Raw genomic sequence first — 24868 nt, 5'->3', positions numbered from 1 at the left:
TAAAATGAAACTTTTCAACCTGAGGATTGTCTGCTTACTTATAGCTGTTATTCTATTGTCAGGTTGTTCAAGTTCACCGCTCCTTTTGGCTGTTCCTGAGCAAGTTTCGTATAATGATGAATTGAAAATTGCTCAGATTAGCCAACAATTATCCCAAAAAAATATTGATACTGTAACCCGAATGCAGCTTATTTTTGAAAGGGGAATTGTTTATGATTCATTAGGTTTTAAAGCATTTGCGCAAATTGATTTTTCTACCTTATTAGGTTATAGCGCTGACATTCCAGATATTTATAACTTTTTAGGGACTTATGCTTTAAGAGAAGGTGACTTTGATGTTGCCTTAATGTCTTTTAATACAACTTTAGAAATCGATCCAGCTTATGCTTATGCATATTTGAATCGAGCAATCACGTTGTATCGTACAGGTCATTATCAATCTGCTAACCGAGATGCACTTCAGTTTTATCAATATGATGTGAATGAGCCAATTAGATTATTATGGCTTTATCTAATTGAAAATGAGATTGATAAGAAAACAGCATTAAATATGCTACAAGACCGTTATAATCGGTTAAATGATAAATCGATTTATAGTAGCCATATTGTTGCATTTTATTTAGGTAAAATTAATGAATCTAAATTGATGCAAAATCTTCAAGAAGGCGTTGAAAATAATCGGCAATTAGCTGAGCGTCTTTGTGAAACCTACTTTTATTTGGGTAAATATTATCAGAATAAAGGTGATAATGAGCGTGCCAAAATGTTATTTAAATATGCTTTAGCTAATAATATTTATAACTTTGTTGAACATCAACAGGCACTCTATGAAATGAAGTTACTTGAGGAAAAGTAACATGGGTCATGCCAGTTTTAAAAGTGAAAATATTGTTATAGTTTAGTTCTGATTGACTATTAATACTTGTTCAAGTTATTGATGAGTCGTTAATTAGTTATATCCTTAATCGGATCAGAGTATTGCGCAAATGTGATATTTGTCCATATAACATTCACAACAATAATCAATTATAGTATCGGTAATTAATTTTTGATGTGAATCGTAAATTTTCAATTTAGTGAGCTGGCATAAATTTATATATAGCTTTCTTTTCAAGGAAATGCAATTAAACATTTAACCATATTGAGATTAATTACTTTATTTCATTAAGCTTAATTGTTTAGCAATTAAAATAGAAAGTTTATATATATGATAAATTTATAAGCGAGTTTACATGACAAATGAAGTTTCTTTTATTGACCTTGGTTTATCCGAGGACATCCTTAACGCATTAAATGATCTTGGTTTTAGCAAACCATCACCCATTCAAGCTGAATGTATTCCACTATTATTAGATGGAAAAGATGTGCTTGGTATGGCGCAAACCGGAAGTGGAAAAACAGCGGCTTTCTCCATTCCATTTTTAATGAACATTGATGCCAGCTTAAAAGCGCCACAACTATTAGTGTTAGCACCAACACGTGAGCTTGCAATACAAGTTGCTGATGCCTGTTCAGAATATTCAAAATATATGAAAGGGGTGAATGTATTAGCCCTATATGGTGGTCAGCGTTATGATGTGCAATTGCGAGCGTTAAAACAAGGACCGCAAATTGTAGTTGGCACGCCTGGACGTTTATTAGATCATTTAAATCGTAAAACATTAGATCTTTCAAATCTTAAAGGTTTAGTTCTTGATGAAGCCGATGAAATGCTAAGAATGGGCTTTATTGATGATGTTGAAAATATTATGGCTGCCATTCCCGAAGATCATCAAACAGCGCTATTTTCAGCAACAATGCCTGCGCCAATTCGTCGTATCACTAAACGATTTATGCATAATCCAAAAGAAGTACAGATAAAAGGGACTAATCAAGCAGCGCCTGATATCGATCAAAGTTATTGGTTAGTGCGTGGAATGCGTAAAAATGAGGCAATAATACGTTTTCTTGAAGCAGAAGATTTTGATGCTGCAATTATATTTGTACGAACAAAAACAGCAACGCTTGATGTCGCCGAAGTGCTTGAAAAACACGGGTACAGTTGTGCTGCATTAAATGGAGATATGACGCAGCAATTAAGAGAACAAACACTTGATCGATTACGTAATGGTCGATTAGATATTTTAATTGCAACTGATGTGGCAGCGCGCGGATTAGATGTTGAACGTATTAGTTTAGTTATCAACTATGATATTACCTTAGACTCAGAATCTTATGTTCACCGTATTGGGCGAACAGGTCGTGCAGGCCGTGCAGGTCGTGCAATTTTATTTGTTGATAGCCGTGAACGTCGTTTACTAAAAAATATTGAACAAACAATTAAAAAACCAATCCCAGAAGTGGGCTTACCTTCTAAAGAATTATTAGAAAAACGTCGTTTAGTTAAGTTCAATCAGCAAGTTCAACAACAGCTAGAAAGTAATGATTTAGATCAATATCAAGCAATACTGAGCCAAATCCAAACTGAAAGTGGTGCGGATCTTGAAACGATTGCAACTGCTTTATTAAAACTTGCACAAGGTGAGCGCCCATTAATTCTACCGCCTGATCCAGTATTCAAACCATCTCGTGAAGGTCGTGATCGTGATAATCGTGGTGGTGAACGTCGACTACGAGGCGATAATCGAGAGTCGCCAAAACGTCGGGAACGTCGTGATGTGGGTGACATGGATATGTATCGTATTGAAATTGGTAAAGAGAACGGTATTGAAGTTCGGCATATTGTTGGTGCTATTGCTAATGAAGCGGATATTAGTAGTCGTTATATTGGTAACATCAAACTTTATGAAACCCATTCAACGGTTGAGTTACCAAAAGGAATGCCAAAAGATATCCTTAAACATTTAGAAAAAGTACGGGTACTGAATCAACCAATGAAAATGAGCTTGGTCAGTGGTGCTCAGTCAGATGCTAAACGGGAACGTAAAAGTAACCGAACAGAATCGAACGATAAAAGTTTTGCAAAAAAACGTGGTCGTTCATCTGCACCTAAATTTTAATCATATAACCTCTACCATTTGGTAGAGGCTTTTTTGCTTTTTTTATGATCTAAATCTTTTTAAGATTACCAAAACATTAACTATCTCAATTAAATTCAATCGCAATAACCTAAATTGAACGACTTTCTGGTTAAACGGATTTGGATTCATAATAAAAGAATACCTTAACAGAACTGAAAAAGGGGCATTGAGTTAACTACAAATTGAATCGTTGATTTGTTGGTGAACGTTACTGACATATCGACAAGATTTATTTTAATTTTCTCAATTTCAAAAAACTCAAATTACAACTCGGATTCTTGATTCCGTTTAGTCAATAACAATGTCGTTTTATCTTTCAAAGAATGTTATCAAAGTAAAGCTATTCTAAATAAATCCTGATGAGAATTTTGCCCTTAGATATGATTGAGAGTATACTACTGTCAATTTAATCGGTAAAACAGAGGTATGGCATGACAGATTCTTTAAATAAATGTAAAGCAAATGATACTCCGGCGTGTTGTTGCGTAGATGTTGGCACAATCATAGATAATGAAGATTGCACCGCTGAGTACGAGCATGTCTTTGCGACAGAGTCAGAAGCACAAGCTAAATTAGCATCTTTAACTCAAGCAGCAAAAGATGTGTCAACTGAGCCTTGCGAAATTAATAGCAGTGTTGATAAGGTTGACGGTGGTTTTAAATTAACGGCAAAATTTACCTTTTGTTGTGGCGCTGAATGCTTGATTTTTCAATTAAAATTACGCTAATTGGATATAAATGAAAGTTTGTATAATGCGGCATGGTGAAGCAGGTTATTCTGCTTCATCTGATTCAAGCCGTTCCCTTACTCCTTATGGAATTCGTCAGGCAAACCATGCCGGGCTGTGGCTTAAACAGCAACGTTTCCAATTTGATCTTGGTTTAGTTAGCCCTTATTTACGTGCTCAGCAAACATTAGCAGAGTTATCATCACAAGTTTCTGTTTCAACAGTAGAAACAGATAAACTGTTAGTACCTGGCGGTAATCCTGAATATATTGCCAATTTGTTATCGACATATCCTTCTCAAGGTATTGAGCAAGTGATTATAGTTTCGCATCTTCCTTTAGTTGGATATTTGGTAAATGAGCTTTGTCCTGATATCTCTCCGCCCATGTTTCCGACTGCATCAATTGCATGCATTGAGTTAACATCAACTACTGGTAAGCTTGAATGGTTTCATCAGGCGGAATAAAAAAACTCAATCTTTTTGATTTACCGTTAACAGGCCGAACACTGATTGAAGCATCGGCAGGTACGGGTAAAACCTATTCGCTTGCCTTTATATATTTAAGGTTACTGCTTGGCATTGGTGAAAATAGCTATTCTACACCGCTTGATGTTAGCCAAATTTTAGTGGTGACGTTTACCAAAGCGGCCACTCAAGAGTTACGTTCACGTATACGACAAAACATACAAGAATTAAGATTGGCATTATTAAACGGTGAACATGATGATCCTATTTATCAGCAATTAATGGCATCGATTGTTGATCGTCGACAAGCGATTCAACGACTTACTGAAGCCCAACAATCAATGGATGATGCAGCAATTTACACGATTCATAGTTTCTGTCAAAGAATACTAACTAGCCATGCGTTTGAGTCCGGCGTGTTGTTCGAACAAAAATTAATTACCGACGAATATCAATTGCAATTACAAGTCGTGCAAGATTTCTGGCGATACTATTTTACACCTCTTGATAAATCGTATGCTTATTTAGTTCGAGATTGTTGGAAAGAGCCGGCGGAATTATTAGCCGATATTACCCCTTATTTATCCAATACCTTTAATGAGAAAACTGAATTAAACCCCAATATTACCGAAGCGATAGCTGAGTTTTATCAGCAAAATTTTAACATGATTGAAACGGTAAAAAAAGCATGGTTAAAGCATGTTGATCAATTAGCGGATATTATTAATCAATCGGGTGTCAGTAAACAATCTTATAGTAGCCGATATCTACCTAATTGGCTTTCAAAAGTTTCACAATGGGCTAACAGTACAACGCTTACGTTTGCATTACCTAATGAGCTTGAAAAATTTTGTCAATCAGTTCTGGCAAGCAAAACAAAAAAAGGAAAAATCGTTCCAAGTCATTTTGTTTTTACTGAAATTGATACACTCTATAAGTGTAAACTGGATTTGCGAAGCCATATTTTAATGGATATTGTAACCATAATCCAAAAAGGCATTTATGATGAAAAAATTAAACGCACTGAGATAAGTTTTAATGACTTGCTTTGGCAGCTTAATCGGGCGTTAGTGACACGAACAGGAAAACGATTAGCACAAAGTATATCAACGAAATATCGGGTTGCGTTAATTGATGAATTTCAAGATACTGACCCGATTCAATACCAAATCTTTGATCGTATTTATGATAGCAAACGATCTGATATCGGACTATTATTTATCGGCGATCCGAAACAAGCTATTTATAGTTTTCGTGGCGCCGATATTTTCACTTATCTTAAGGCGAAACGTTCAACCGGTGATAATTATTTTACTATGGATGTGAATCACCGTTCCTCATCAGCTATGGTAAATGCGGTAAATCAATTATTCGCCCATCATGAAAATCCGTTTGTTTTTAATGATATTCCCTTTTTACCAATGAATTGCGCTGAAAAAAATAAGCAAAAATCATTGCTAATTAATGATCAAGAAAGCAATGCTTTAACAGCTTATTTATTGCCAGAAGAAGTAACAACCAAAGCTGATTATCAAGAGCTGATGGCAAATTGCTGTGCCAAGCAAATAGTCAAATGGTTATCGGACTCTTCAATATTAATTAATGATAGCAAGGGTTGTCGCCCAATAACGACGTCAGATATAGCCATTTTAGTACGAACGGGTAGAGAAGCTGAAATTATTCAGCAAAAATTGGCCGTTTGTGGTATCAAAAGTGTCTATTTATCCAATCGTAATAGCGTATTTGAATCAGATGAGGCTAAGGATGTGCTTTGTCTTCTGCAAGCGGTATTGATGCCAGAAAATGAAGCCGCTTTACGTTTGGCTATGATGACGGCGTTATTAGGACAGACGATGTCTGAACTTGAACAAATCACTGATGATCAAGATAAATGGGAAAGCTTAGTAGAAGAATTTAAGCAGTATCAGGTTATATGGCAATATTATGGCGTATTGGTAATGTTACGTCGAATGATGAAAAAACGTCACCTAGCAGAAAATATTCTTGCTCGACAAGACGGAGAGCGTATTTTAACTAACTTTATGCATTTAAGTGAGTTATTACAAGAAGCGGCAGATGATTTAGATAGTCCACATGCGTTAATACGTTGGTTAACCAAACAGATTGTTAATCCTGATTTTAATCTCGAAAATCATGAACAGCGTCTTGAAAGTGATGAAAATCTAGTCAAAATTATCACCATCCATAAATCAAAAGGTTTAGAGTTTCCAATAGTTTGGTTACCTTTTATTTGCCAATATCGTGTGTCTGATACACAATTTTATCATGATAAAAATAACGATTTTCAACAAACTTATGCATGGATGTTAACAGATGAAATAAAACAACAGATTGAAGATGAACGCATGGCGGAAGACTTACGTTTATTGTATGTTGCTATGACACGATCCGTTTATCATTGTAGTATTGGTCTTGCTTCTATGAAGAAAGACCAATCAGCTATTCATTATCTGTTAAAAGGTGAGTTAAACAATATAGCAGCAATGGCGGATCTCATTAATGTGGAATTACCCCTTGAAAATGATAAGTACACTGCTCATTGTCAGCTAAATCAATCTTTAACGGCTAATGTATTTAAACGGAAACTTTGTCATCAGTGGCGCGTAACCAGTTATACGGAACTGCAAAAACATCACGCTGTTTTAACAATCAATCCAGAAATTATCAGCGATTGGGATGAACAGACGCCAGAATCCCAAGCCACTTTGCAGACCGAATTAACCTATGATATTCACCATTTTCCCAAAGGGGCGTATGTGGGGACTTTGCTGCATAAGATAATGGAAAATGTTTCTGAGAAGAATATCGAAACCTTGTGTAGTGAAACAATAACAAAACTCAATTTAGATCAAACTTGGCAAGCTATTTTATTGGAATGGTTACAACAAGTGTTGTCCACAACGCTTAATCAACAAGGTTTGGTGTTATCAGATGTATTAACAGGGCGATGTATCAATGAATTACAATTTTATTTTCCGATTCGTGAAGCAGTAAGTTGTGAACAACTTGATAGCATTTGTAAAACCTATGACAACTTATCTTATCAATGTCCAACACTTGATTTTGAAACAGTACAAGGCATGCTGAAAGGATTTATCGATTTGGTTTTTGAATATCAAGGGAAATATTATATTATTGATTATAAATCAAATTGGTTAGGTTATTCAGCTGAAGATTATGGACAAAAAGCATTAGAACAGGTGATGTGTGAGCATCGTTATGAGTTGCAATATCAACTTTATAGTCTTGCGTTACATCGTTTTTTGAAAAGCCGCATACCTAATTATCAATATCAAACCCATTTTGGGGGAGTTTATTATCTTTTTTTACGTGGTATGCCAGACCATGGTATCTTTTACCATCTTCCTGAACAAGCTTTTATCGAAGAGTTAGATAAGCTATTTGATGGTGTTAGTTAAATACATTGCTAGTTGTTGTACCTCAATCTCAGTTTTTGATATTTGAATCGATAGCTTTAACTGCTTGTTAAGCAAATTACGATAAAGCACAAATTTATTATGCCTTATCGTTGTTCTTTTTTTATCATCGTAACTTTTAGTTAACCTCGAAGGTTAATTGATAACGATAATGTTTTTTAGTTAATAAAAATTCAGAATGGACATTTGGCGTCCATGAATCATCACCACCAATCCCCATATGGAAAGCATCAATACTCACATAAGCACAAGGTTCCGCCACTAAAAGGTGACGATGTGTGACCGCCATTAACTGTTGAGTACCATATTGGTTGATGTTAAATTGAAATTGCTGACCGGTGATCGTCATTTCATCCAGTATTAATTTCTTTACATCACAGCGTAAACCATTTTCACAAGGATAAATATAAGGAGTATAGAGTTCAGAAAAAGGTAATGACCATTTACAAAAAATGGCAGAGTGTTTACGGTCTGGATAGTTTTCGTGCGGCCCTAAACCTAGCCATTTAACTTTTTCTGGGATTTCGTTAAGTTGATATGTTAAACCAATACGTGCAGGCGCTGGCATATTGTTGGCAATATCAACATCAACCGTTAGCGTTAAATAGCCTTGCTGATCAAATTGATAAATCCATTTGCTTTGAATCACTCTTTGACCTTCATAAAAATAACCATGCAACGCTTCGATAATGATAGTGCCGGATGATTGTGAAGCTTGTATTCCAAGACATTTATGGGTTAAATCAAAATAACCTGCTGCTTTCCACTGTTCAACCCAAGCAAATGGATTGTTATTGCTATCATAGTCACCACTAATTCCAATATCGTTATCAATTGGTGCTCGAATAAATTGATCACAAAACGGCGAAGCCAATAATGGTTTATCCTCTTTAGTCCATTGATTTAGAAAACCAGTAGTTTTATCAAATAACCAATTTTGATTTTGATGAGAAATTAAATAATTATTTTTATTTTCCTTTAATGTCATGGGGGTTTTAAGCTTGTTAAGCTTAAGAGGCGGAATAAAGACATTCTCAAGTTGCCATTGTTCCCAAGCGACAAGATGACCAATTGGTGACCATGGAGTTTCTTCTTTTTGGATAATAATGACAGAAAGATGAACATCTTCACAATTGATATAGTTAGGTAAGCTATCAAGTAATTTTATTCTGATTGTACTATCTGGTTGCATATCAAGGGTAATTTGACCACTTCGTTGTTTATTACCATCGATTAAGATCTCCCATTGTAATAGTTCATTATCAGTACGTCGAAACAAATATTCGTTGGTTATTTCGACAACTAAAGGTTTTTGACTAATGAGTTTGAATTGAAAAGGTTGCTGAACTTTTTTGGCTTCGATTAAGCTTGGATGCGGTTTTCGATCGGGAAAAACTAAGCCGTCCAAGCAAAATTGCCTATCGTGGTAAGCCTCGCCAAAATCACCGCCATAAGCCCAATAACTTTCTCCTGATGATGTTTGGCAACGAAGACCATGGTCTGCCCATTCCCAAATAAAACCACCTTGTAATCTTGGATATTGCCTAAATGCTTGCCAATATTTATAAAAAGCACCAAGACTATTTCCCATAGCATGTGCATATTCACATAAAATAAGTGGGCGGTTTTCATCGGGCAGGGATATCCATTTTTTTATAGCCCATTTAGGTACCTTTGGATGAAGCTGATCCTGATCGACTCGAGCGTACATAGGGCAAATAATATCGGTGGCAGCCGTATTTGCGCCTCCTCCTTCATATTGAACGGGGCGAGTTGGATCATTACTTTTGATCCAAGCATACAGTGCATCATGTGATGAACCGTGCCCGGATTCATTCCCAAGTGACCAGATAATAATAGATGGGTGATTGCGATCTCGTTGCACCATGCGTGTAACCCGTTCACTGTATGCTGCGAGCCAATAGGGGTCATCTGATAAACGGGACATAGGGAACATGCCGTGAGATTCTATATTCGCCTCATCGACTAAATAAAGTCCATACTGATCACAAAGCTCGTACCAACGAGGATCATTGGGATAATGACTGCAACGTACTGCATTGAAGTTGTGTTGTTTAATCAGTTTTATATCATGAAGCATGGCTTCTTCAGTGAGAGCATAGCCTTGATCCGGATAAAACTCATGGCGATTGGTTCCTTTAATAAGTAAAGGTTGACCATTAATACAAAGCTGACCATGTTTGATCTCAACCACTCGGAAACCAATATTATAAGCTTCGGATTCAATAAGCCCAGATTTTTTATGATATAAACTGATTACGACACGATAAAGATTAGGTGTTTCAGCACTCCATAATTTAGGTGAAATAACTGGAATATGACAAAACAGGCGATCATGATAGCCCCCTTTTTCATCAATGGGTTCGGTACCAATCAGTTGAAATTGTCCGGAAATCAAATCGCTATTTTTCCATAATTCAATGCCAATATTTAATTGATCCATATTGTCATTGTGTTTTACGTCAACTTGTATCGATAACGTAGCATTCCGATAACAGGCATCAAGTTCTGTCTTAATTTGGATATTTTTTAGGTGTGATTTAGGTTTATTAAGTAGCGAAACATTTCGAAAAATACCGCTTAATCGCCACATATCTTGATCTTCAAGATAACTTCCATCACACCATTTTAAAACTAAGACTGCTATTCTGTTTTGCCCAACTTTTAAGTAAGGGGTTAAGTCAAATTCCGCAGCGATTCGACTGTCTTGTGAATAACCCACCCATTGACCATTACACCAAAGATGAAAAGCAGAACTAACACCGTCAAAAATGATTCTAGTTTCCCCTTTATCTAACCATGCTTGGGTAATATTGATATAACGAGAATAACAACCTGTTGGATTATCGTCAGGAACAAAAGGGGGATTATAAGGAAATGGATAACGGATATTGGTGTAAATTGGTGCATCGTAACCGTGTAATTGCCAATTAGATGGAACGGGAATGGTATTGGTGTCTATCTCTCTTTCTAACCATGATTCTGGAACGTGTTTGGGGTTATCAAAATAGCTAAAAAACCAATCCCCATTTAAAGATAATATTGATTCTGAATCAATATTATTTTTAGCTTGTAATTTATCACGCCAACTGTGGAATTTAGAATGTGTCGGAAGCCTATTAATACTAAGAACTGATAAATTATTCCAATCATTTCTACTTATGATTGTATCTAAAGAGAGATTCATTTTTTCACCATTTTAATCTTAACAATTTAGTACTAAATGATTTACGTTAATCTAACCAATTTTTGAATGCGAATTATTATAACTAAATTAGGACATACAACAGTGAACAATATAACATTTGTCTAATCGGAATCATGTATAAAATTGTAAGTTTCTTAATTCTGTTTATTTTTTTTTGTTTACGGTTACATTTTTTATCTTTAAATAACTTTTAATTACTGTGACTTAAGTCACAACATCAGGATTTTATTTTTGAAACCATTTTTTTATTTGTTATATTGAAAACGCTAATTATTAGCTTTTGGATTGCTACCGATATTAAGCGGGCAAAACCTAAAGAATAGTTGTTGTTACCTATTCTTTAGGTTTTTTTTTGTCTTAAATTTATAAGACTAATGAATAAACAATTAAATTATGAGTAGAGAAAAATGAAATATCTAACAAAATCATTAAAAGTAAAGCCTAAGCGAATTGTTTTAATTACCATGCTCGGTTTATTTTATTTGCCTAATGCGATAGCTGCTACTCAAGATGAGTTAGAGGCAAGAATTAATTTATTAGAGCAAAAATTAATTGCGCTGAGTAATGAATCTATTGATTTGAAAAAACAGCTGATTGAATCGAATAAGCAAATTGCTCAGTTAAGTCTTAATTTAGAAAAGCAACAGTTAGTGATAAGCAATCAACAAAAAGAGATAAAAATACAAACCGCCGCACTTAAACAACAAAAATCAGTTAATCTACAACCTGTTAGTATTAAGCATCCTACTAACAATAATGCGATTGTGTTAGTCACTGATAGCCAAACTAATGAAGAACAGAATAGTAATATTGCCACTAAAAAATCGTTTACGTTAACAGAATTCAAAGATTATATTAAAGAAGAAATTGGATTTTCCTTTAATGGGTATTTTCGTGGTGGTTGGTCAACTTCGATGAATGGTAAACCCAAAAATTATGCTGAAGGCGCTCTAGGACGATTTGGGAACGAATATGGGGGGTGGTACGATCTTGTCTTCAGACAAAAAGTGTATGATCAAGATGGTCGTCGAGTGGATGCAATTGTTATGATTGATGGTAATGTGGCAACCGATAAAGCGGCTGGATTGTTTAATACGCAAGACGACAATATCATGCAATTTTCTGATATCTACTTAGCCACCAAAGGATTTGTTCCTCTTTTTCCTGAAGCGACTTTGTGGGTAGGTAAGCACTCTTTACCGTATAATGAAATTCAAATGCTTGATTGGAAAACCCAAAAATCGCCAGCTGGTGGGGGTGTCGGTATTGAAAATTTGGAAATTGGCGTAGGAAAGCTAGATTTAGCATTGTTACGTGCTGATGTGAATGTTAAGGTCAATAAAAAAACAGCTAAAGTAAGGCGTGAAGAAGTTGATATCAATGAAATTGAATTGCGTTACCGAGATATCCCATTATGGCAAGATGCATTGTTTGCTGTTAATGCCCGATACTCAGCGCCGAACAAATCGAAACTGCAAGATGATGTCACTGTTAAAAATGCTTGGTTAGGTAGTGTTGTTCTACGTCAAAATAACTTTTTTGGTGGTTTTAATCAGCTAACGCTACAGACTGCAACCAATTCAGTCGCTTCACATTTGGGCAATATCAATACCAATAATCCAGAATTTGCCGCTAATGCTGATAATGATTATATAGGTAAACACACAGGAGGTAAGGCTTATCGATTAGTTTCTGAAGGTGAAGCGTATTTTTCTGATAATATTATCGTGGCGCATGCATTAGCTTTAACAACAGGTAAAGATGTTTATTCTTATGATTTAAACTTACCTCATACAGATTTTACCAGTTTTAAATCAGCAGTAAGACCTGCTTATATTTGGGATCAATACAATCAAAGTGGTATTGAAATTGGTTACTTTAAACAAAAAAATAAAGTTAATGGTCGAACTTATAAAGAAGAAGGCTACAAAACAACCCTGTATCATTCATTTAAAGTAGGTGAAAGTATTTTATCCTCTCGTCCCGATATTCGTTTCTATCTATCGTATATTGAGTCATTAAATAATGATATTAGTAAATTTGAATTTAATGGTAAAAAACATCAAATTAGTTTTGGGGTGCAAACTGAAGTGTGGTTTTAATTTAATTAATGAAATAGAGACCTAAATTCGTGATAATAGGTCTCTATTTTTCGACGTTTAAATTTTTTTAAAAGCCCTTATCATTTGTTTCTGGGCATCAAAATAACCTATCATTATTAGCTGTTCAAGCTATTTTTTTGATACTTTGACTGAGTGATCGCCAACATTTTTTTTCACTATCGGCAACTTGGTGTAACAACTCAGATACCTCATTAAATCCAGTTTCGTTCAAATTTCGGCATAATTTTACCGTACGGCTAGCAAATTTACGCCAAGCATCGCCAATATTAGTCATATTATCGGCAGCCTCAAGCAATAATGGTTTATGATTTGATGATAAATGATCTGCTGCCTCCTGAAGAAATGAAGCATACATGTAACGAAAACCGGCTCCACCTGTTCCGATTTCCTCCTGCATTCTAACAATATGACCTAGATAAAGCTTTTTATATTGATCACTTTTCATCGAATTTTTAAGTTTTTGAATTCGATTAGCTAAAAGATGAATCCCTTTAATACCAATGAAAGGTAAAGGGGCTTGCATTTGACGTGCATTTTTAAGGATTGCACTTCGAATCACTTGTGATAAATTTACAGGGTGATCCTGTTTTTGGGCATCTTCTAATGTATACATTAATCCTTTTCCTGCCAATGCACCTTTGGCAAAACGAGCCCGTTCCAAGTCTGATGCTGAACATTGAACTGGTAATTCCATAACCGGATCGCTAATCAAATATTGTTCTGCTTCTTTCCCATAGACAAGAATATTATGTGCATTGAAATGAAAGCGCAAAGCATCGGGAATGTAAGGTAACCAAAAAACAGAAGTTTGTAGTCCAACTAATTGATTGTTGTCTAATGCTTGATCCAATTTTTGCATGCCTTGTGTTGCGGAGACAAATTTTTGCATGTTCAGTTTAATGCCTAATCGTTTGCAAGAATTACGAATAATTGTTTTTGGTGGCATACGATAAGCGATGAGTGGCATACCCGAAAGTTTTATAATCGGTAAATAGGCAAATGTAAGTGCAGAAGATAAACCAAAGAGCATGGGTTCACTGTAATCAAAACCGTGGTGCTTGAGTAGCGTCGACATAACACCGCTTTCACAGTGTGCGGTGTGCTGATGTTGAAAATGATGAATTGTCATTATGTTGCCTGATTATTATGATTATACAAAGTCTAATAAGTTTATTTAAATGGATAATTGTTTTGCGTTCGATTGTCTTCAGTCGGAAGCTGTTTTAGCTGTTCAATGGATAAATTAAAGACTTGTGCATAACGATTTAATTTTTTATCTGATAATTTTTTGAAAACCAGAGGTTTGAAGTGCCGTTTGATTTGCCAACGAAAAAAACCACTTGTTTGAGCAAGGCTAGTGATATCATGACGATATAAAAACATATAGTAAAAGAGTGATGAGCGTTGTTCATTCTTCACTGCATGAAAAGCCAACTGAGTTTGTTCTGCTAATGCATCTACAGCTTGTAATGTTACAAACTCTTCATCTTCCCAACCGCTAGTAGTTGCTTTTGTATAACTTCCATTTTTAACAGCATAAACCACTTTGGCATGACCGCCATAAGTTTTACTTTTATCTTGTGGAATTTGGTTAATATCCATAAATTCTAATTCTCTTGGTTAGCATCAATGACTTCAAGTAACATAAAACAAGATGAGAATCGTCCACTTTCTGGGATATAGCATAATATTTTTTGCCCATGCTTGAGTGAATGCGTCCGCAAAAATTCCTCAAGTATAATATAGATAGAAGCTGAACCTGTGTTACCTTTTGACGTAAGATTGGTAAACCATTTTTCATAAGGAATTTCAAAATCAATATTTATCAATCCTTGATAGAGTTTTTCACGAAAATAATGAGAAGAGTAATGAGGTAAAAAATAATCGATATCATTTTTTTTCAAATCATGTTTTCTAATTGAGTTAGCAAGCATCTTTTCAACGGTATACTTAACAATATTTTCATTTAGCATTTTTACATTCTGTTTAACACTTAACAAACTTTGATTTTGTTGATCAAGTTGAGTAAATTGCTTCCAACCTATGAACTGATCCTGATAGTAGTCACCGCCTGCATACATGCATGCTGGCATCTCATTTGCGTAGGATAAAATATCAATCCAGTGAATTTTTAATGATAAATGATGACTATTTGGCTTACTACTCAATAGCATCGCACCAGCTCCATCAGATAGCATCCAACGTAAAAAATCTTTTTCAAAGGCCAGTTCAGGTTGTGTAGACAACGCTTTCACTTTTTGTTCTATTTCTGCTTCAAAGTTCTCACTTCTCATTACAGCAGATGCAGTTTCAGATGCACAACTAACGGCGGTACAATGATCACCAACTTTTACAGCATTAAACGTGTGTTTCAGTGCTGACATACCTGCAACACAAACACCTGAGCTGCTGTGAACTTCGCAAGGATGAGTTTCATTGAGTTCGCCATGAACCATGACTCCATGACCAGGCATAATCTGATCTGGATAAGAAGTACCACAGGCTAAAAAAGTCATTTCATTTATACCAAATTGATGGTTATCTTTGAACAATAACTTTATGGCTTGTGCTGCTAAATTGGCATTGCTATGTGTTGCTTGACGAGTATGCGGGTCAATCGCATAGTATCGCGTTTTTATCCCATTACTTTTTAAAATAATTGCTCTTGCTCTGGACGGTTTGTGACCAACTTGTCCAAGGACATTTTCCATGGATGAATTATCAACAGGATTATTCGGTAAAAATGCGGCAATTTTATTAATATAAACATTATGTGTTTTCATTGTCTTACTCTTATATTTTATTCGCCTGAAGGCCAACTAAATAAATGTTTTTGTTTACTGATTTTGTTTTTTAACCATGGGGATAGTAATGTTTTGATCAGTGCACTAATTGGCACAACGGTTAAAATGATTACTACCAAGAAAATAATATAAAAATAAAGTAAACCTTGACGAAGTGGTCGAGCGATTTTACCTGCTTTAATGATCAGTTTGCCCCATAAATAGAAGCTGCGATAACCAAATTTTTCACTAAGAATCAAACGTTCATTGACTTTGACTGCCCCCATGTTTTTTAACATTGGCTCAGTGATTTTGGGTTGTGTTAGCAATACGGTTTTAATTTTTTCACCATATTTAGCACAATCATTAATGTCCTCATCAGATATGCCCGCTTTCGGTAGCCAACGTACGGGCTGTTTTTTCCCCGTAAACATCCAAAGCGGTGTAGCAATAAAACTTGCAGGCCCGCCACAGCTATCTATGCGAACAACATTGTCAACTAAATTAGCATTTGCTTCTTTTAAGTATTTCTTCACGGTTTCTTGTGCCATTAACCACATGTTGCGACATCCAATTAACGTGACAACAGGGGTATCGGCTAAGAGTTGTTGCGTGTTTTTATCTTGTAAAAATGCGGTGATAGGCTGAGAAGGGGATAAAAACCACACAGTATAAGCTAGAATGATTAAATCATATTTTTGCTGTTTAAATTGTGGGGCAACAATGGGTGAAGGCATTAAATGAACCGTTTCTGGAAAAATATTAAAAAAGTGGTTAAAAGACCATGGAAAAGAATAGGCTTGTTGAGGTTCAATAGCAAGCGTTTCTAAATTAATATCTTCATGATTAGCTAAAGGTGATACGAAATGTCTAGTAAGTTGTGTTAATTGACCCGTTTGTGAATAGTACACTAATAGAACGTTTTTTTTGTTACTCATTGTTATAATTGATTTATTAGATTTTATCGTTAATTGTTTACCTAACATGCATTTTGTTATAATAGCATAATATGTTAACATTCTGTTTATAAAAATTAAAATTATTTTAAAGAATTTTATGTTAAAGCTCCAAAATGTAACTCATCGCTATAAAAATGCTAATAATTATGCGGTGTGTGATATTAATTTAGAAATTGAATCCGGCACATGCTTTGGATTATTAGGGCCTAATGGCGCCGGCAAAACAACATTGATATCATTAATGTCGGGTTTACTTTCATTACAATCCGGGCAAATTTACCTTAATAATCAGATCTTCTCTCAGTTGTCACGTCAACAGTTGCAACGTATTTCTTTAATTCCACAAGAATATGCTTTTTATCCTCAATTGACGGTTTTCGAGAATTTACAATTTTTTGCTTCGTTGTATAAAATTAAAGATCCTAATTTTCTAATTTCATTGATGAAAAAAGTCGATATTTTAGACTATAAAAATAAGTTGTCAGCGAATTTGTCGGGTGGATTAAAACGTCGATTAAATTTTGCTATAGGGCTAATTAACTCGCCAACGCTAATTTTTATGGATGAAATTACGGTTGGAGTTGATCCTGCATCCCGCCAATTTATATTAGACAGTGTGAAGCAATTAACTAAAGAAGGGGTAACTGTCATTTACACTTCTCATTATCTACACGAAATAGAAAGTTTATGTCAAAAAATTGCCATTATGGAGAGCGGTAAAATTTTGTATTGCCAATCCATTGATCAGATATTGACACAACATGCTCAACAACAATGCATTATCACGTTAGCGCAAAGTGTGCCTTCACATGTGCTTGACCAATTTAATGCCACTTTAATTCGACATACCCCAATGCAAACAGTTGTCATTGATTCATCGCCTGAGCAGATCACAACAATATTACAAGAATTTCAACAATACCAAATACAAAATATTCAGTATGGTCATGGTTCTTTAGAGTCATTTTATTTGGACTTCTTGAATAAGTCAGTATTGAGGCATGGAGGGCAAAGCAATGCTAGCTGCAATCGCTAAAGAATTTCGTCTGTTGAGTCGTGATTTACATGGTATAGCTGTTCTTTTTATTATGCCTATGTTGTTTATGTTCATTATGTCTGTGGCATTAAGCCAACGTGATGATTTCAATCAAAATACTAAAATAGCCTTAGTTGGTGAATCATCCAATTTATTGAACTCGCAGTTAATAGCGATTTTGGGCAATCAAGAAAATATGAATGTTGATTTTTTTGATATAGCTGAAAAGGATAATGCAAAAGCTAAATTAATTGAGGAAAATTATGATTTTTTATTAATTAATCCCAATCAAAATACCGGAAATTTGAGTAATGAATCGCCTTTAGCATTATTAACCTTAGCGGGGATCGATCAACTAAGATTGATGAATTTACAAACAATTATCCAGAAAAGTTATTTACAGCTACGGCTTAAAGATATTTTTTCAACGCCAAACAATGATTCTTCTATAATGGATGAAAATTCAGTCGAATTAAAACGGCAACAACAACTAGATAACTATTTGTCAGGAAAAATAATCACTGAAGAGTTTATCAATGTAGAAGGCACCAAAGTGGTTAAACCGAGTTCGGTACAACAAAGTGTTCCTGCTTGGTTAATTTTTGGTATGTTTTTTATCATGATTCCTTTATCAAATGTCATGACTTGTGAAAAACAAACGAACACTATTATTCGATTACGACTAGCAAAATCATCGGCATTTTCATTACTTATCGCAAAATTGTTACCTTATTTTTTGATTAATCAATTACAGTTTATTGGCATGATTTTGTTAGGTATTTATATTTTACCTTTAATCAATATTACAGGATTTGTTTTAGAAGGCGCTTATTGGAACTATGCATTGTTATCGATAGCAATTAGTTTATCTGCTTTGGGATATGCACTGTTAGTTAGCGTACTTGCAAAATCGGCAGAACATGCTGTGGTATTAGGTGGTGGGGGAAATATTATTATGGCAGCCTTAGGCGGTATTATGGTACCGAGTTATATGATGCCCGAAACCATGCAAATAATTTGTTTAATTTCGCCTATGTCTTGGGCTTTGAAAGGCTTTCATAATCTTTTGCTTGATCACTATGATTTTGTACAAATATTACCACAATGGTTGTCGTTAATAGGTTTTGCGCTAATTTTTTTATTGCTAGCAGGAATTATTTACTATCGGCAATTAAATAATAAGCATTTATAAATTTTTAATTAAATAATAAAAACAAGAGGTTAAATTTGGATAATTTAATTTTTAAATTAAAACAGTTAATTATTACCGAATCTGAAAAAGAAGATATCTTAACTGCCGAGGAGTTAACAGATAATGAGCCGCTGTTTGGGCCTACCAGTCGATTAAATTTAGATTCTTTAGATGCATTACAAATTTGCGTAGCGTTAAAAGAGCAATTTGGCGTTCGTTTACAAGGTGACCGAGAAGTAAGAATACATATGGTCACGGTTTCGAAACTCAATAAATATGTACTTGAGCAAATAAAAAAATAATATTATGGACAATGTTTACATTAATGGTTTTTCTGCGGTGTGCGCACAAGGTGATAACTGCCATGAGATTATTAGCAATATTCTTTTTCATCCAAGAAAACCTAAATTGATTCCTTTAAATACAGCAAGTGAATCACTATCTGTTAATTATTTTCCAGCCTTTGATAAAAAACGGCTAAGTTTAACTGAGATCGTTGATCGTATTGTATTTCAAATTCTGCAAACTTTACAGGCGTGTCAGTGGCAAGAATCAGAATTGGAACAAATCCCAATTTTTTTAGCTTCCACTTCTTTTGCAATGTCTTCGCATGAAATTACTTTTTTTAATAAGGAATTATTAGAATTAACAGAAGCATGTTATCACCAACCTTTTTCTTTAAATGAAATAGCAGAACAACTTAAATTAAAATGGAAAAATCTTGATGTGATCAATGTTGCGACGTCTTGTACTTCAAGTTCTAATGCATTACTTTATGCAAAAAATTACATTTCCCAAGGCATAATTGAACGGGCAATCATTGTGGGATTTGAATCATTTAATTCTATCACTTTAGAAGGATTTAATGCTTTAGGATTACTAACAAATAATTATCAACCACCATTTTTAAGTGTTAGCCAAGGACTTATTTTAGGGGAGGGGATTGGTTGTATTGCATTAAGCAATCAACCTCGATTAGCAAACAATAATCAATTTATCTTAAAAGGCGGTAAAACGATATGTGATACCTCTAATATTACCACAACGGATCCTAAAAATGTTAGCGCACTCATTAAAGACACGTTAACGCAATTCGATATGACTGAAACCGATATTGTTGCCATTAAAACTCATGCGACAGGTAGTCCAATGAATGATAAAGTTGAAATTGATAGCTTAACAAATGCTTTTACAGAGCGAAAACCGTTGATATTTTTTAAACCTTATCTTGGTCATACATTAGGGGCATCTGGTGTACTTGAGATGATAATATTATTGTTGATATTTGAATCAAAACAGACGCCTAGTTATCCAAATTATCACATGGCGCAATCTGAACCTATTTATACAAATGGTTTTACAGACATTTCAAAACCTTATCCTCAAGGTTATTATTTATTAAATTGTATTGGATTTGGCGGTAATAACGCTGTGTTATTGTTGGAGATAACAGAATAATGCAAAGTGTTTTTTTACTCAGTACATCACAGTTTATCGCAGAGAGCCATAGTGAAGAAAGTAAGTTAAAAAATTTGCTTAAACAGCAATTTAATATTAATAGTCGACGTACAAGTCGTTTAGCGTTGTTATCATTGTTAGGTGCGCTTTCCATAGAAAAGATTAATGCTCATTGTGGCGTGTATGTGACCTCAATTTTTAGTTCACCCAGTAATATGTATGAACTGGAGATGGATATTTTTCAACGTAAAACACCACGACCATTTAATTTTATTAATAGCATAAATAATGCGATTTCTTTTTATGTTGCTGATGCATTGAAAGTGAATGGACCCAATATTTTTATTTCGACAGATATTTGTAATTGGTCACAGATTTTACTCCCAGCCATAACGGATTTACAACAAGGTGTGGTTGATCAGGCATTGGTGGGGTGGTGTTATGAATCACGTCGTTATGATGAATATTCTAAAGAAGGCAGTTTTTGGTTATTGTTGACTCGGCATCCTGATACTTCAGCTTTAGCCAGTTTAACCATTGCCAACAAACCTTGCCAGGGTGATGTCAGCAATCAACCAATAATGACCCATGCGAATTATTTTTATGATTATGTTTTAAAAACGTTTGATTTAAATAGCCAACTAAATTGCGATGTAATTTCGGTTGATCTGATATTAAATAAATTATTATTAATAAAAAAATTACCTTTACATAAACATTGATTGTTCAATACGATTATTTAATCGTGGCTTAACATTTTTCTTTATTGTTAAGCCGCTAATATTGAAACGCTTTATTGAATGTTTATTTCTACCTTAGCCTATAGAATTGACAGAATAACGTTTAGTTAATGTTGGGGTAAAAATATTAATTAAGTTATTTGAGGGAGCCTCTCCTTTAGCGAGGGATAAGGCAAGCTCAGCTGCTTGTTCTGCCATTGCTTGTAAAGGATACCGAACCGTTGTCAGTTTAGGATGTAAATAATTAGCCATTAATAAATCATCAAACCCAATAACAGAAATATCAGCTGGGATTTTTAAATCATTATCATACAGGACTGACATGGCACCCGCAGCCATAGAATCATTATAACAGGCTATAGCGGTGATGTTTCGATTCCGTTCTAATAAGGATTTCATGGCTTCTTCTCCACCTATTTCATCAGGCGAAGAGTAGGTAATTAGATTCTGTTCTATCTCGATATTAAATTCACTCAACGCATCTTTATAACCATTTAGTCGATCTGAAGCGTCTGAAATTTCGTGATTCGAACATAAATAACCTATTTTCGTATGTCCATTTTGAATTAAATGTTTGACCGCGATATACGAGCCATAACGGTCATCAAGTGCAATACAACGTGCTTCAAACCCTTTCACTATACGATTGATGATAACCATGCCTGGCACTTGTTGCATCAATTTTATGAGTGTTTCATCGGAAAGTATTTTGGCATGAACAACTAATGATTTACAGCGGTGCTCAATAAGCTGAGTAATAGCATTGTATTCTTGTTTTTCTTTATGGTATCCATTGCCAATTAGCAAAAAATGACCAGTTCGATAAGCTACTTTTTCAACCGTGCTAACCATCGCCCCAAAAAAAGGGTCGGACACATCGGCGACCACAATGCCTATTGTATTAGAGTGTTGTTGAGATAATGCGCGAGCGTTAGCATCTGGATAATAGTTTAATGTCTCCATGGCTTTTTTTACGACTTCACGTGTATTTTTACTTACATTATTTGCATTATTTATAACTCGGGATACCGTTGCAACTGAAACTTCAGCTAAATATGCAACATCTTTTATTGTCGCCATAAAAAAACCTTTTATTAAATTACTATCGCTAAAATAATTACTCAAACTAAATTTATTTCATGTAAATTTTTATAATTTAAGATTGCCAATATAGAGCTATGTAGACTACCAACGAAATAAAAATGAAAAGTATTTGTAAAGCGGGAAGTAATCTGTACTAAAATATCTTTTACTTTACTTACATCTTAAAACTTCTTTTAGTTGATCCAGTTTGTTTCTCTTAATAATTGACTATAACTATTTATTATTCCTAACTAATTATAATAAAGGAAAAAAAACTATTTGCCAATAATTCGATTAAATTCTGATCATACAAACTTAATTTAATACAAAGGGAAAATTGCATTATGGCCTTTTTCCCCCTTGTTATTTTCAAAAAAATATTAATTTTTTGTAAATTTATTGTGTGCTTTGTAAGTCAAGAGTTTTTATTGAGCTACCACTCTAATTAACATTGCTGTTGCAGGATCTAAAACGGGTAAAGGTAGTCCAATTTGCATTAACCAGTCGCCTGATAATATCGTTTTGTTGACCATCCAATAAGGTAGAGCTTTCATTACATGTCCATTTATTTTCGGATCAATATTATCAGGTAGATCAAGTATTTCAATCAAATATTGTTTTTCGAGCAGTAGACCAGTCAAGCGTAAGTTACCACTTAAAGCATAAGTTGGTAAGGTTAATTGGGCAATGATAAACGCAGCATCTTTTTTATCTTGGCTTACTACTCCATAACTTTGCATTGCATTGCTGTCATCAACATCCAATCGATAATTGTTACCACTATGCAATAAATTTCGTAATTGTTTATGTAGTCCAATATAATGTGCAAATGCATGCTGTTCAACTTCTGATTCTTTTACGGGATCAAGTTCAACGCCCATATGACCAAATAAAGCAGTTAATCCCCTAAGATTCATGTTCAGTTCACGATAAGTTGTATGACACAAAGCGCCACCAATATGTGCGCCCATGACTTCTGGTGGGAAGAAATAACTCATTCCGCGTTGAATGATTTGTCTGTCTAATGCATCGTTAGAATCTGAAGTCCAGAATCGTTGAGTTCGTTTTAATATTTCATAATCTATCCGTCCCCCCCCTGATGAACATGATTCGATTTCTATGTTCGGAAATTTTTCTCGTAAAATATCGAGTAAACGATACAATGCTTTTGTTTGTCCAACAATAGCTGGATTGCCATTGTGACCCGCTTGAACAATTTCTCGATTCATATCCCATTTGATATAATCAATATCATAACTACCCAGTAACCATATTAATCTTTCAAGTAAATAATCAAAAACAGCAGGATTTTGCAAATCTAATAAATATTGATGACGTCCTTCAGGTTGTTGATAACCCGATAACTCAAGTAGCCAATCAGGGTGTGCTCGATATAAATCCGAGTTTTTGTTGATCATTTCAGGCTCAACCCAAATACCAAATTCCATGCCCAAATTTTTCACGTGCTCGATAACCGGTTCAAGTCCATTGGGGTATTTTCGTTCATCAAGGTACCAATCACCTAAACCTTGGTAATCGTCATCACGCTTGCCAAACCAACCGTCGTCGATAATAAAGCGCTCAACGCCCATATGTGCCGCTTTACTTGCCATTTTCATAATGTAATCTGGATTATGGTCAAAAAAGATACCTTCCCAAGTATTAAGATGAACAGGACGTGCTTTATTTTGTGGAAAGGTAATAATATTGTTACGCAGAAATTGATGAAAGTGGTGACTCATTTTATTTAAACCTTTATCACTGTAAGTGGCATATAGCCATGGTGTTGTAAGGGTTTCACCTTGGGCAAGCGATATTTCGCCTGCGCTATATAATGCTTCGGCTTGAATAAAGCGTTTACCATTACTTTTAACCGCAACTTGGATACGATGATTACCACTCCAACCTAAATGAATTCCCCATACTTCGCCTGTTTGTTCTTTAAAACCTGTGGTACCAACAATCATACCAGGGAAATATTCATGTGAAGTTCTTCCTCGGCGATTTTCTTGTAAATAGCTACAATGTTCAATTTTTGTTCTGTGAGGAAAAAATTCTTTAATCCAGCGTCCACTAAAAGCCATTAATTCTTGTGCACGTTCAGGAATAGGAAGCGTTATTGATAATCGATTGACTGAATAAGGTTCTTCACCTAAGTTGGTCAGGCTATTTTGACATTGCAATACCCCACAATCATCCAAAATAAACTGACTGGTTAAACGTAATTTTGCAATACTGTCTTCACTGATAATTGTTATTTGATTGTCTGATTTTTTTACATCTTTGGTAACAAATACGGGAGACCAATCTTTTCCATTCCTGTGTCCTTCTAATCCTGGCGTACTAAAATTACCTAATCCTTCTTCTGGACAGAGAGTAAAAGGGACGTGAACATCAATGCGTGAATTTGGCACTGCCGGAATAAATAAATCATAATTTTCAATGTGATCATCATGTAATCGTTTACCAAAATAACATAATTCTGCATAGGGTTTTGTTCGAATAAGAATATCTAAATTTTTATTGCTAAGACGGCAGTTCATAATATCTCCCATTGTTAATTGCTTTGCTAAATATAAATTAGCGATTATTC

At 34.7% G+C, this 24868-nt stretch carries 18 protein-coding genes; 11 read left to right on the top strand and 7 right to left on the bottom strand.

Going from position 1 to position 24868, the window contains the following annotated elements; genetic code table 11:
- The first annotated feature begins 4 nt into the window (after nt 1-4).
- From nlpI to recB, 5 genes are all read left to right on the top strand, one after another.
- Entirely contained in the window at nt 5-856 is an 852-nt protein-coding gene (gene nlpI / locus ACGH47_RS00865) for a lipoprotein NlpI (RefSeq protein ID WP_267350629.1), read from the top strand.
- Nucleotides 857-1232: 376 nt separating this feature from the next.
- Complete coding sequence (locus ACGH47_RS00860) at nt 1233-2999, top strand: DEAD/DEAH family ATP-dependent RNA helicase (RefSeq protein ID WP_411622407.1); 1767 nt, start codon at nt 1233-1235, stop codon at nt 2997-2999.
- 452 nt (nt 3000-3451) lie between these two features.
- Entirely contained in the window at nt 3452-3748 is a 297-nt protein-coding gene (locus ACGH47_RS00855) for a YfcZ/YiiS family protein (protein ID WP_411622405.1), read from the top strand.
- Nucleotides 3749-3758: 10 nt separating this feature from the next.
- On the top strand, nt 3759-4214 hold the full coding sequence (gene sixA, locus ACGH47_RS00850) for a phosphohistidine phosphatase SixA (RefSeq protein ID WP_411622403.1): 456 nt from the start codon (nt 3759-3761) through the stop codon (nt 4212-4214).
- Nucleotides 4193-7654: an exodeoxyribonuclease V subunit beta gene (gene recB / locus ACGH47_RS00845; protein WP_411622401.1), complete on the top strand. Its 3462-nt coding sequence runs from the start codon at nt 4193-4195 to the stop codon at nt 7652-7654. Before sixA ends, recB begins: the two co-directional genes overlap by 22 nt.
- Nucleotides 7655-7790: 136 nt before the next feature.
- On the opposite strand, the gene ACGH47_RS00840 is transcribed toward recB, so the two are convergent.
- Nucleotides 7791-10880, bottom strand: coding sequence for a beta-galactosidase (locus tag ACGH47_RS00840; protein ID WP_411622399.1), 3090 nt, complete (start codon nt 10878-10880; stop codon nt 7791-7793).
- 428 nt (nt 10881-11308) lie between these two features.
- Here ACGH47_RS00840 and ACGH47_RS00835 point away from each other — a divergent pair, with 428 nt between their 5' ends.
- Nucleotides 11309-13003, top strand: a complete 1695-nt coding sequence (locus tag ACGH47_RS00835; RefSeq protein ID WP_411622397.1) for a carbohydrate porin — start codon at nt 11309-11311, stop codon at nt 13001-13003.
- A 124-nt stretch (nt 13004-13127) separates the two neighbouring features.
- Here ACGH47_RS00835 and ACGH47_RS00830 read toward each other — a convergent pair whose 3' ends face one another.
- The 4 genes from ACGH47_RS00830 to ACGH47_RS00815 are packed head-to-tail and all read right to left on the bottom strand — an operon-like array spanning nt 13128 to nt 16745.
- Complete coding sequence (locus ACGH47_RS00830; protein WP_411622396.1) at nt 13128-14153, bottom strand: BtrH N-terminal domain-containing protein; 1026 nt, start codon at nt 14151-14153, stop codon at nt 13128-13130.
- A 41-nt stretch (nt 14154-14194) separates the two neighbouring features.
- Nucleotides 14195-14626: a hypothetical protein gene (locus tag ACGH47_RS00825; RefSeq protein ID WP_411622394.1), complete on the bottom strand. Its 432-nt coding sequence runs from the start codon at nt 14624-14626 to the stop codon at nt 14195-14197.
- 5 nt (nt 14627-14631) lie between these two features.
- Nucleotides 14632-15807, bottom strand: a complete 1176-nt coding sequence (locus tag ACGH47_RS00820) for a beta-ketoacyl-ACP synthase III (RefSeq protein WP_267379170.1) — start codon at nt 15805-15807, stop codon at nt 14632-14634.
- 17 nt (nt 15808-15824) lie between these two features.
- Nucleotides 15825-16745, bottom strand: a complete 921-nt coding sequence (locus tag ACGH47_RS00815) for a dialkylrecorsinol condensing enzyme (protein WP_267350610.1) — start codon at nt 16743-16745, stop codon at nt 15825-15827.
- Between the two features lie 118 nt (nt 16746-16863).
- On the opposite strand from ACGH47_RS00815, the gene ACGH47_RS00810 reads away from it, so the two are divergent.
- Genes ACGH47_RS00810 through ACGH47_RS00790 form a run of 5 tightly spaced genes read left to right on the top strand, consistent with a single transcriptional unit; the run spans nt 16864 to nt 21174 of the window.
- A complete protein-coding gene (locus ACGH47_RS00810; protein WP_267361102.1) occupies nt 16864-17802 on the top strand; it encodes an ABC transporter ATP-binding protein in 939 nt (312 codons plus the stop codon).
- Nucleotides 17783-18994, top strand: coding sequence for an ABC transporter permease (locus ACGH47_RS00805; RefSeq protein WP_411622392.1), 1212 nt, complete (start codon nt 17783-17785; stop codon nt 18992-18994). Before ACGH47_RS00810 ends, ACGH47_RS00805 begins: the two co-directional genes overlap by 20 nt.
- A gap of 35 nt (nt 18995-19029) precedes the next feature.
- Nucleotides 19030-19296: an acyl carrier protein gene (locus tag ACGH47_RS00800; RefSeq protein WP_267350604.1), complete on the top strand. Its 267-nt coding sequence runs from the start codon at nt 19030-19032 to the stop codon at nt 19294-19296.
- 4 nt (nt 19297-19300) lie between these two features.
- Nucleotides 19301-20452, top strand: coding sequence for a beta-ketoacyl synthase N-terminal-like domain-containing protein (locus ACGH47_RS00795; RefSeq protein WP_411597160.1), 1152 nt, complete (start codon nt 19301-19303; stop codon nt 20450-20452).
- The gene (locus ACGH47_RS00790; protein ID WP_411590036.1) at nt 20452-21174 is read left to right on the top strand and encodes a hypothetical protein; all 723 of its coding nucleotides are present in this window, start codon (nt 20452-20454) and stop codon (nt 21172-21174) included. Before ACGH47_RS00795 ends, ACGH47_RS00790 begins: the two co-directional genes overlap by 1 nt.
- A 93-nt stretch (nt 21175-21267) precedes the next feature.
- Here ACGH47_RS00790 and ACGH47_RS00785 read toward each other — a convergent pair whose 3' ends face one another.
- Both ACGH47_RS00785 and ACGH47_RS00780 read right to left on the bottom strand, forming a co-directional pair.
- Complete coding sequence (locus ACGH47_RS00785) at nt 21268-22272, bottom strand: substrate-binding domain-containing protein (RefSeq protein WP_267379188.1); 1005 nt, start codon at nt 22270-22272, stop codon at nt 21268-21270.
- Nucleotides 22273-22700: 428 nt separating this feature from the next.
- Entirely contained in the window at nt 22701-24818 is a 2118-nt protein-coding gene (locus tag ACGH47_RS00780) for an alpha-galactosidase (protein ID WP_411622390.1), read from the bottom strand.
- Between the last annotated feature and the right edge of the window lie 50 nt (nt 24819-24868).

This window comes from Gilliamella sp. CG16, from assembly GCF_046635785.1.
In the GTDB taxonomy this organism is placed as follows: Bacteria; Pseudomonadota; Gammaproteobacteria; order Enterobacterales; family Orbaceae; genus Gilliamella; species Gilliamella apicola_I.
The sequence above is the reverse complement of the archived record's forward strand: the minus strand, read 5'-3'. Positions and strand labels throughout refer to the sequence as shown.

Bases quoted from the DNA above. Each gene is read 5' to 3' on its own strand.
- nlpI (WP_267350629.1), top strand. From the start codon at position 5: ATGAAACTTTTCAACCTGAGGATTGTCTGCTTACTTATAGCTGTTATT.
- ACGH47_RS00860 (WP_411622407.1), top strand. From the start codon at position 1,233: ATGACAAATGAAGTTTCTTTTATTGACCTTGGTTTATCCGAGGACATC.
- ACGH47_RS00855 (WP_411622405.1), top strand. From the start codon at position 3,452: ATGACAGATTCTTTAAATAAATGTAAAGCAAATGATACTCCGGCGTGT.
- sixA (WP_411622403.1), top strand. From the start codon at position 3,759: ATGAAAGTTTGTATAATGCGGCATGGTGAAGCAGGTTATTCTGCTTCA.
- recB (WP_411622401.1), top strand. From the start codon at position 4,193: ATGGTTTCATCAGGCGGAATAAAAAAACTCAATCTTTTTGATTTACCG.
- ACGH47_RS00840 (WP_411622399.1), bottom strand. From the start codon at position 10,880: ATGAATCTCTCTTTAGATACAATCATAAGTAGAAATGATTGGAATAAT.
- ACGH47_RS00835 (WP_411622397.1), top strand. From the start codon at position 11,309: ATGAAATATCTAACAAAATCATTAAAAGTAAAGCCTAAGCGAATTGTT.
- ACGH47_RS00830 (WP_411622396.1), bottom strand. From the start codon at position 14,153: ATGACAATTCATCATTTTCAACATCAGCACACCGCACACTGTGAAAGC.
- ACGH47_RS00825 (WP_411622394.1), bottom strand. From the start codon at position 14,626: ATGGATATTAACCAAATTCCACAAGATAAAAGTAAAACTTATGGCGGT.
- ACGH47_RS00820 (WP_267379170.1), bottom strand. From the start codon at position 15,807: ATGAAAACACATAATGTTTATATTAATAAAATTGCCGCATTTTTACCG.
- ACGH47_RS00815 (WP_267350610.1), bottom strand. From the start codon at position 16,745: ATGAGTAACAAAAAAAACGTTCTATTAGTGTACTATTCACAAACGGGT.
- ACGH47_RS00810 (WP_267361102.1), top strand. From the start codon at position 16,864: ATGTTAAAGCTCCAAAATGTAACTCATCGCTATAAAAATGCTAATAAT.
- ACGH47_RS00805 (WP_411622392.1), top strand. From the start codon at position 17,783: ATGCTAGCTGCAATCGCTAAAGAATTTCGTCTGTTGAGTCGTGATTTA.
- ACGH47_RS00795 (WP_411597160.1), top strand. From the start codon at position 19,301: ATGGACAATGTTTACATTAATGGTTTTTCTGCGGTGTGCGCACAAGGT.
- ACGH47_RS00790 (WP_411590036.1), top strand. From the start codon at position 20,452: ATGCAAAGTGTTTTTTTACTCAGTACATCACAGTTTATCGCAGAGAGC.
- ACGH47_RS00785 (WP_267379188.1), bottom strand. From the start codon at position 22,272: ATGGCGACAATAAAAGATGTTGCATATTTAGCTGAAGTTTCAGTTGCA.
- ACGH47_RS00780 (WP_411622390.1), bottom strand. From the start codon at position 24,818: ATGAACTGCCGTCTTAGCAATAAAAATTTAGATATTCTTATTCGAACA.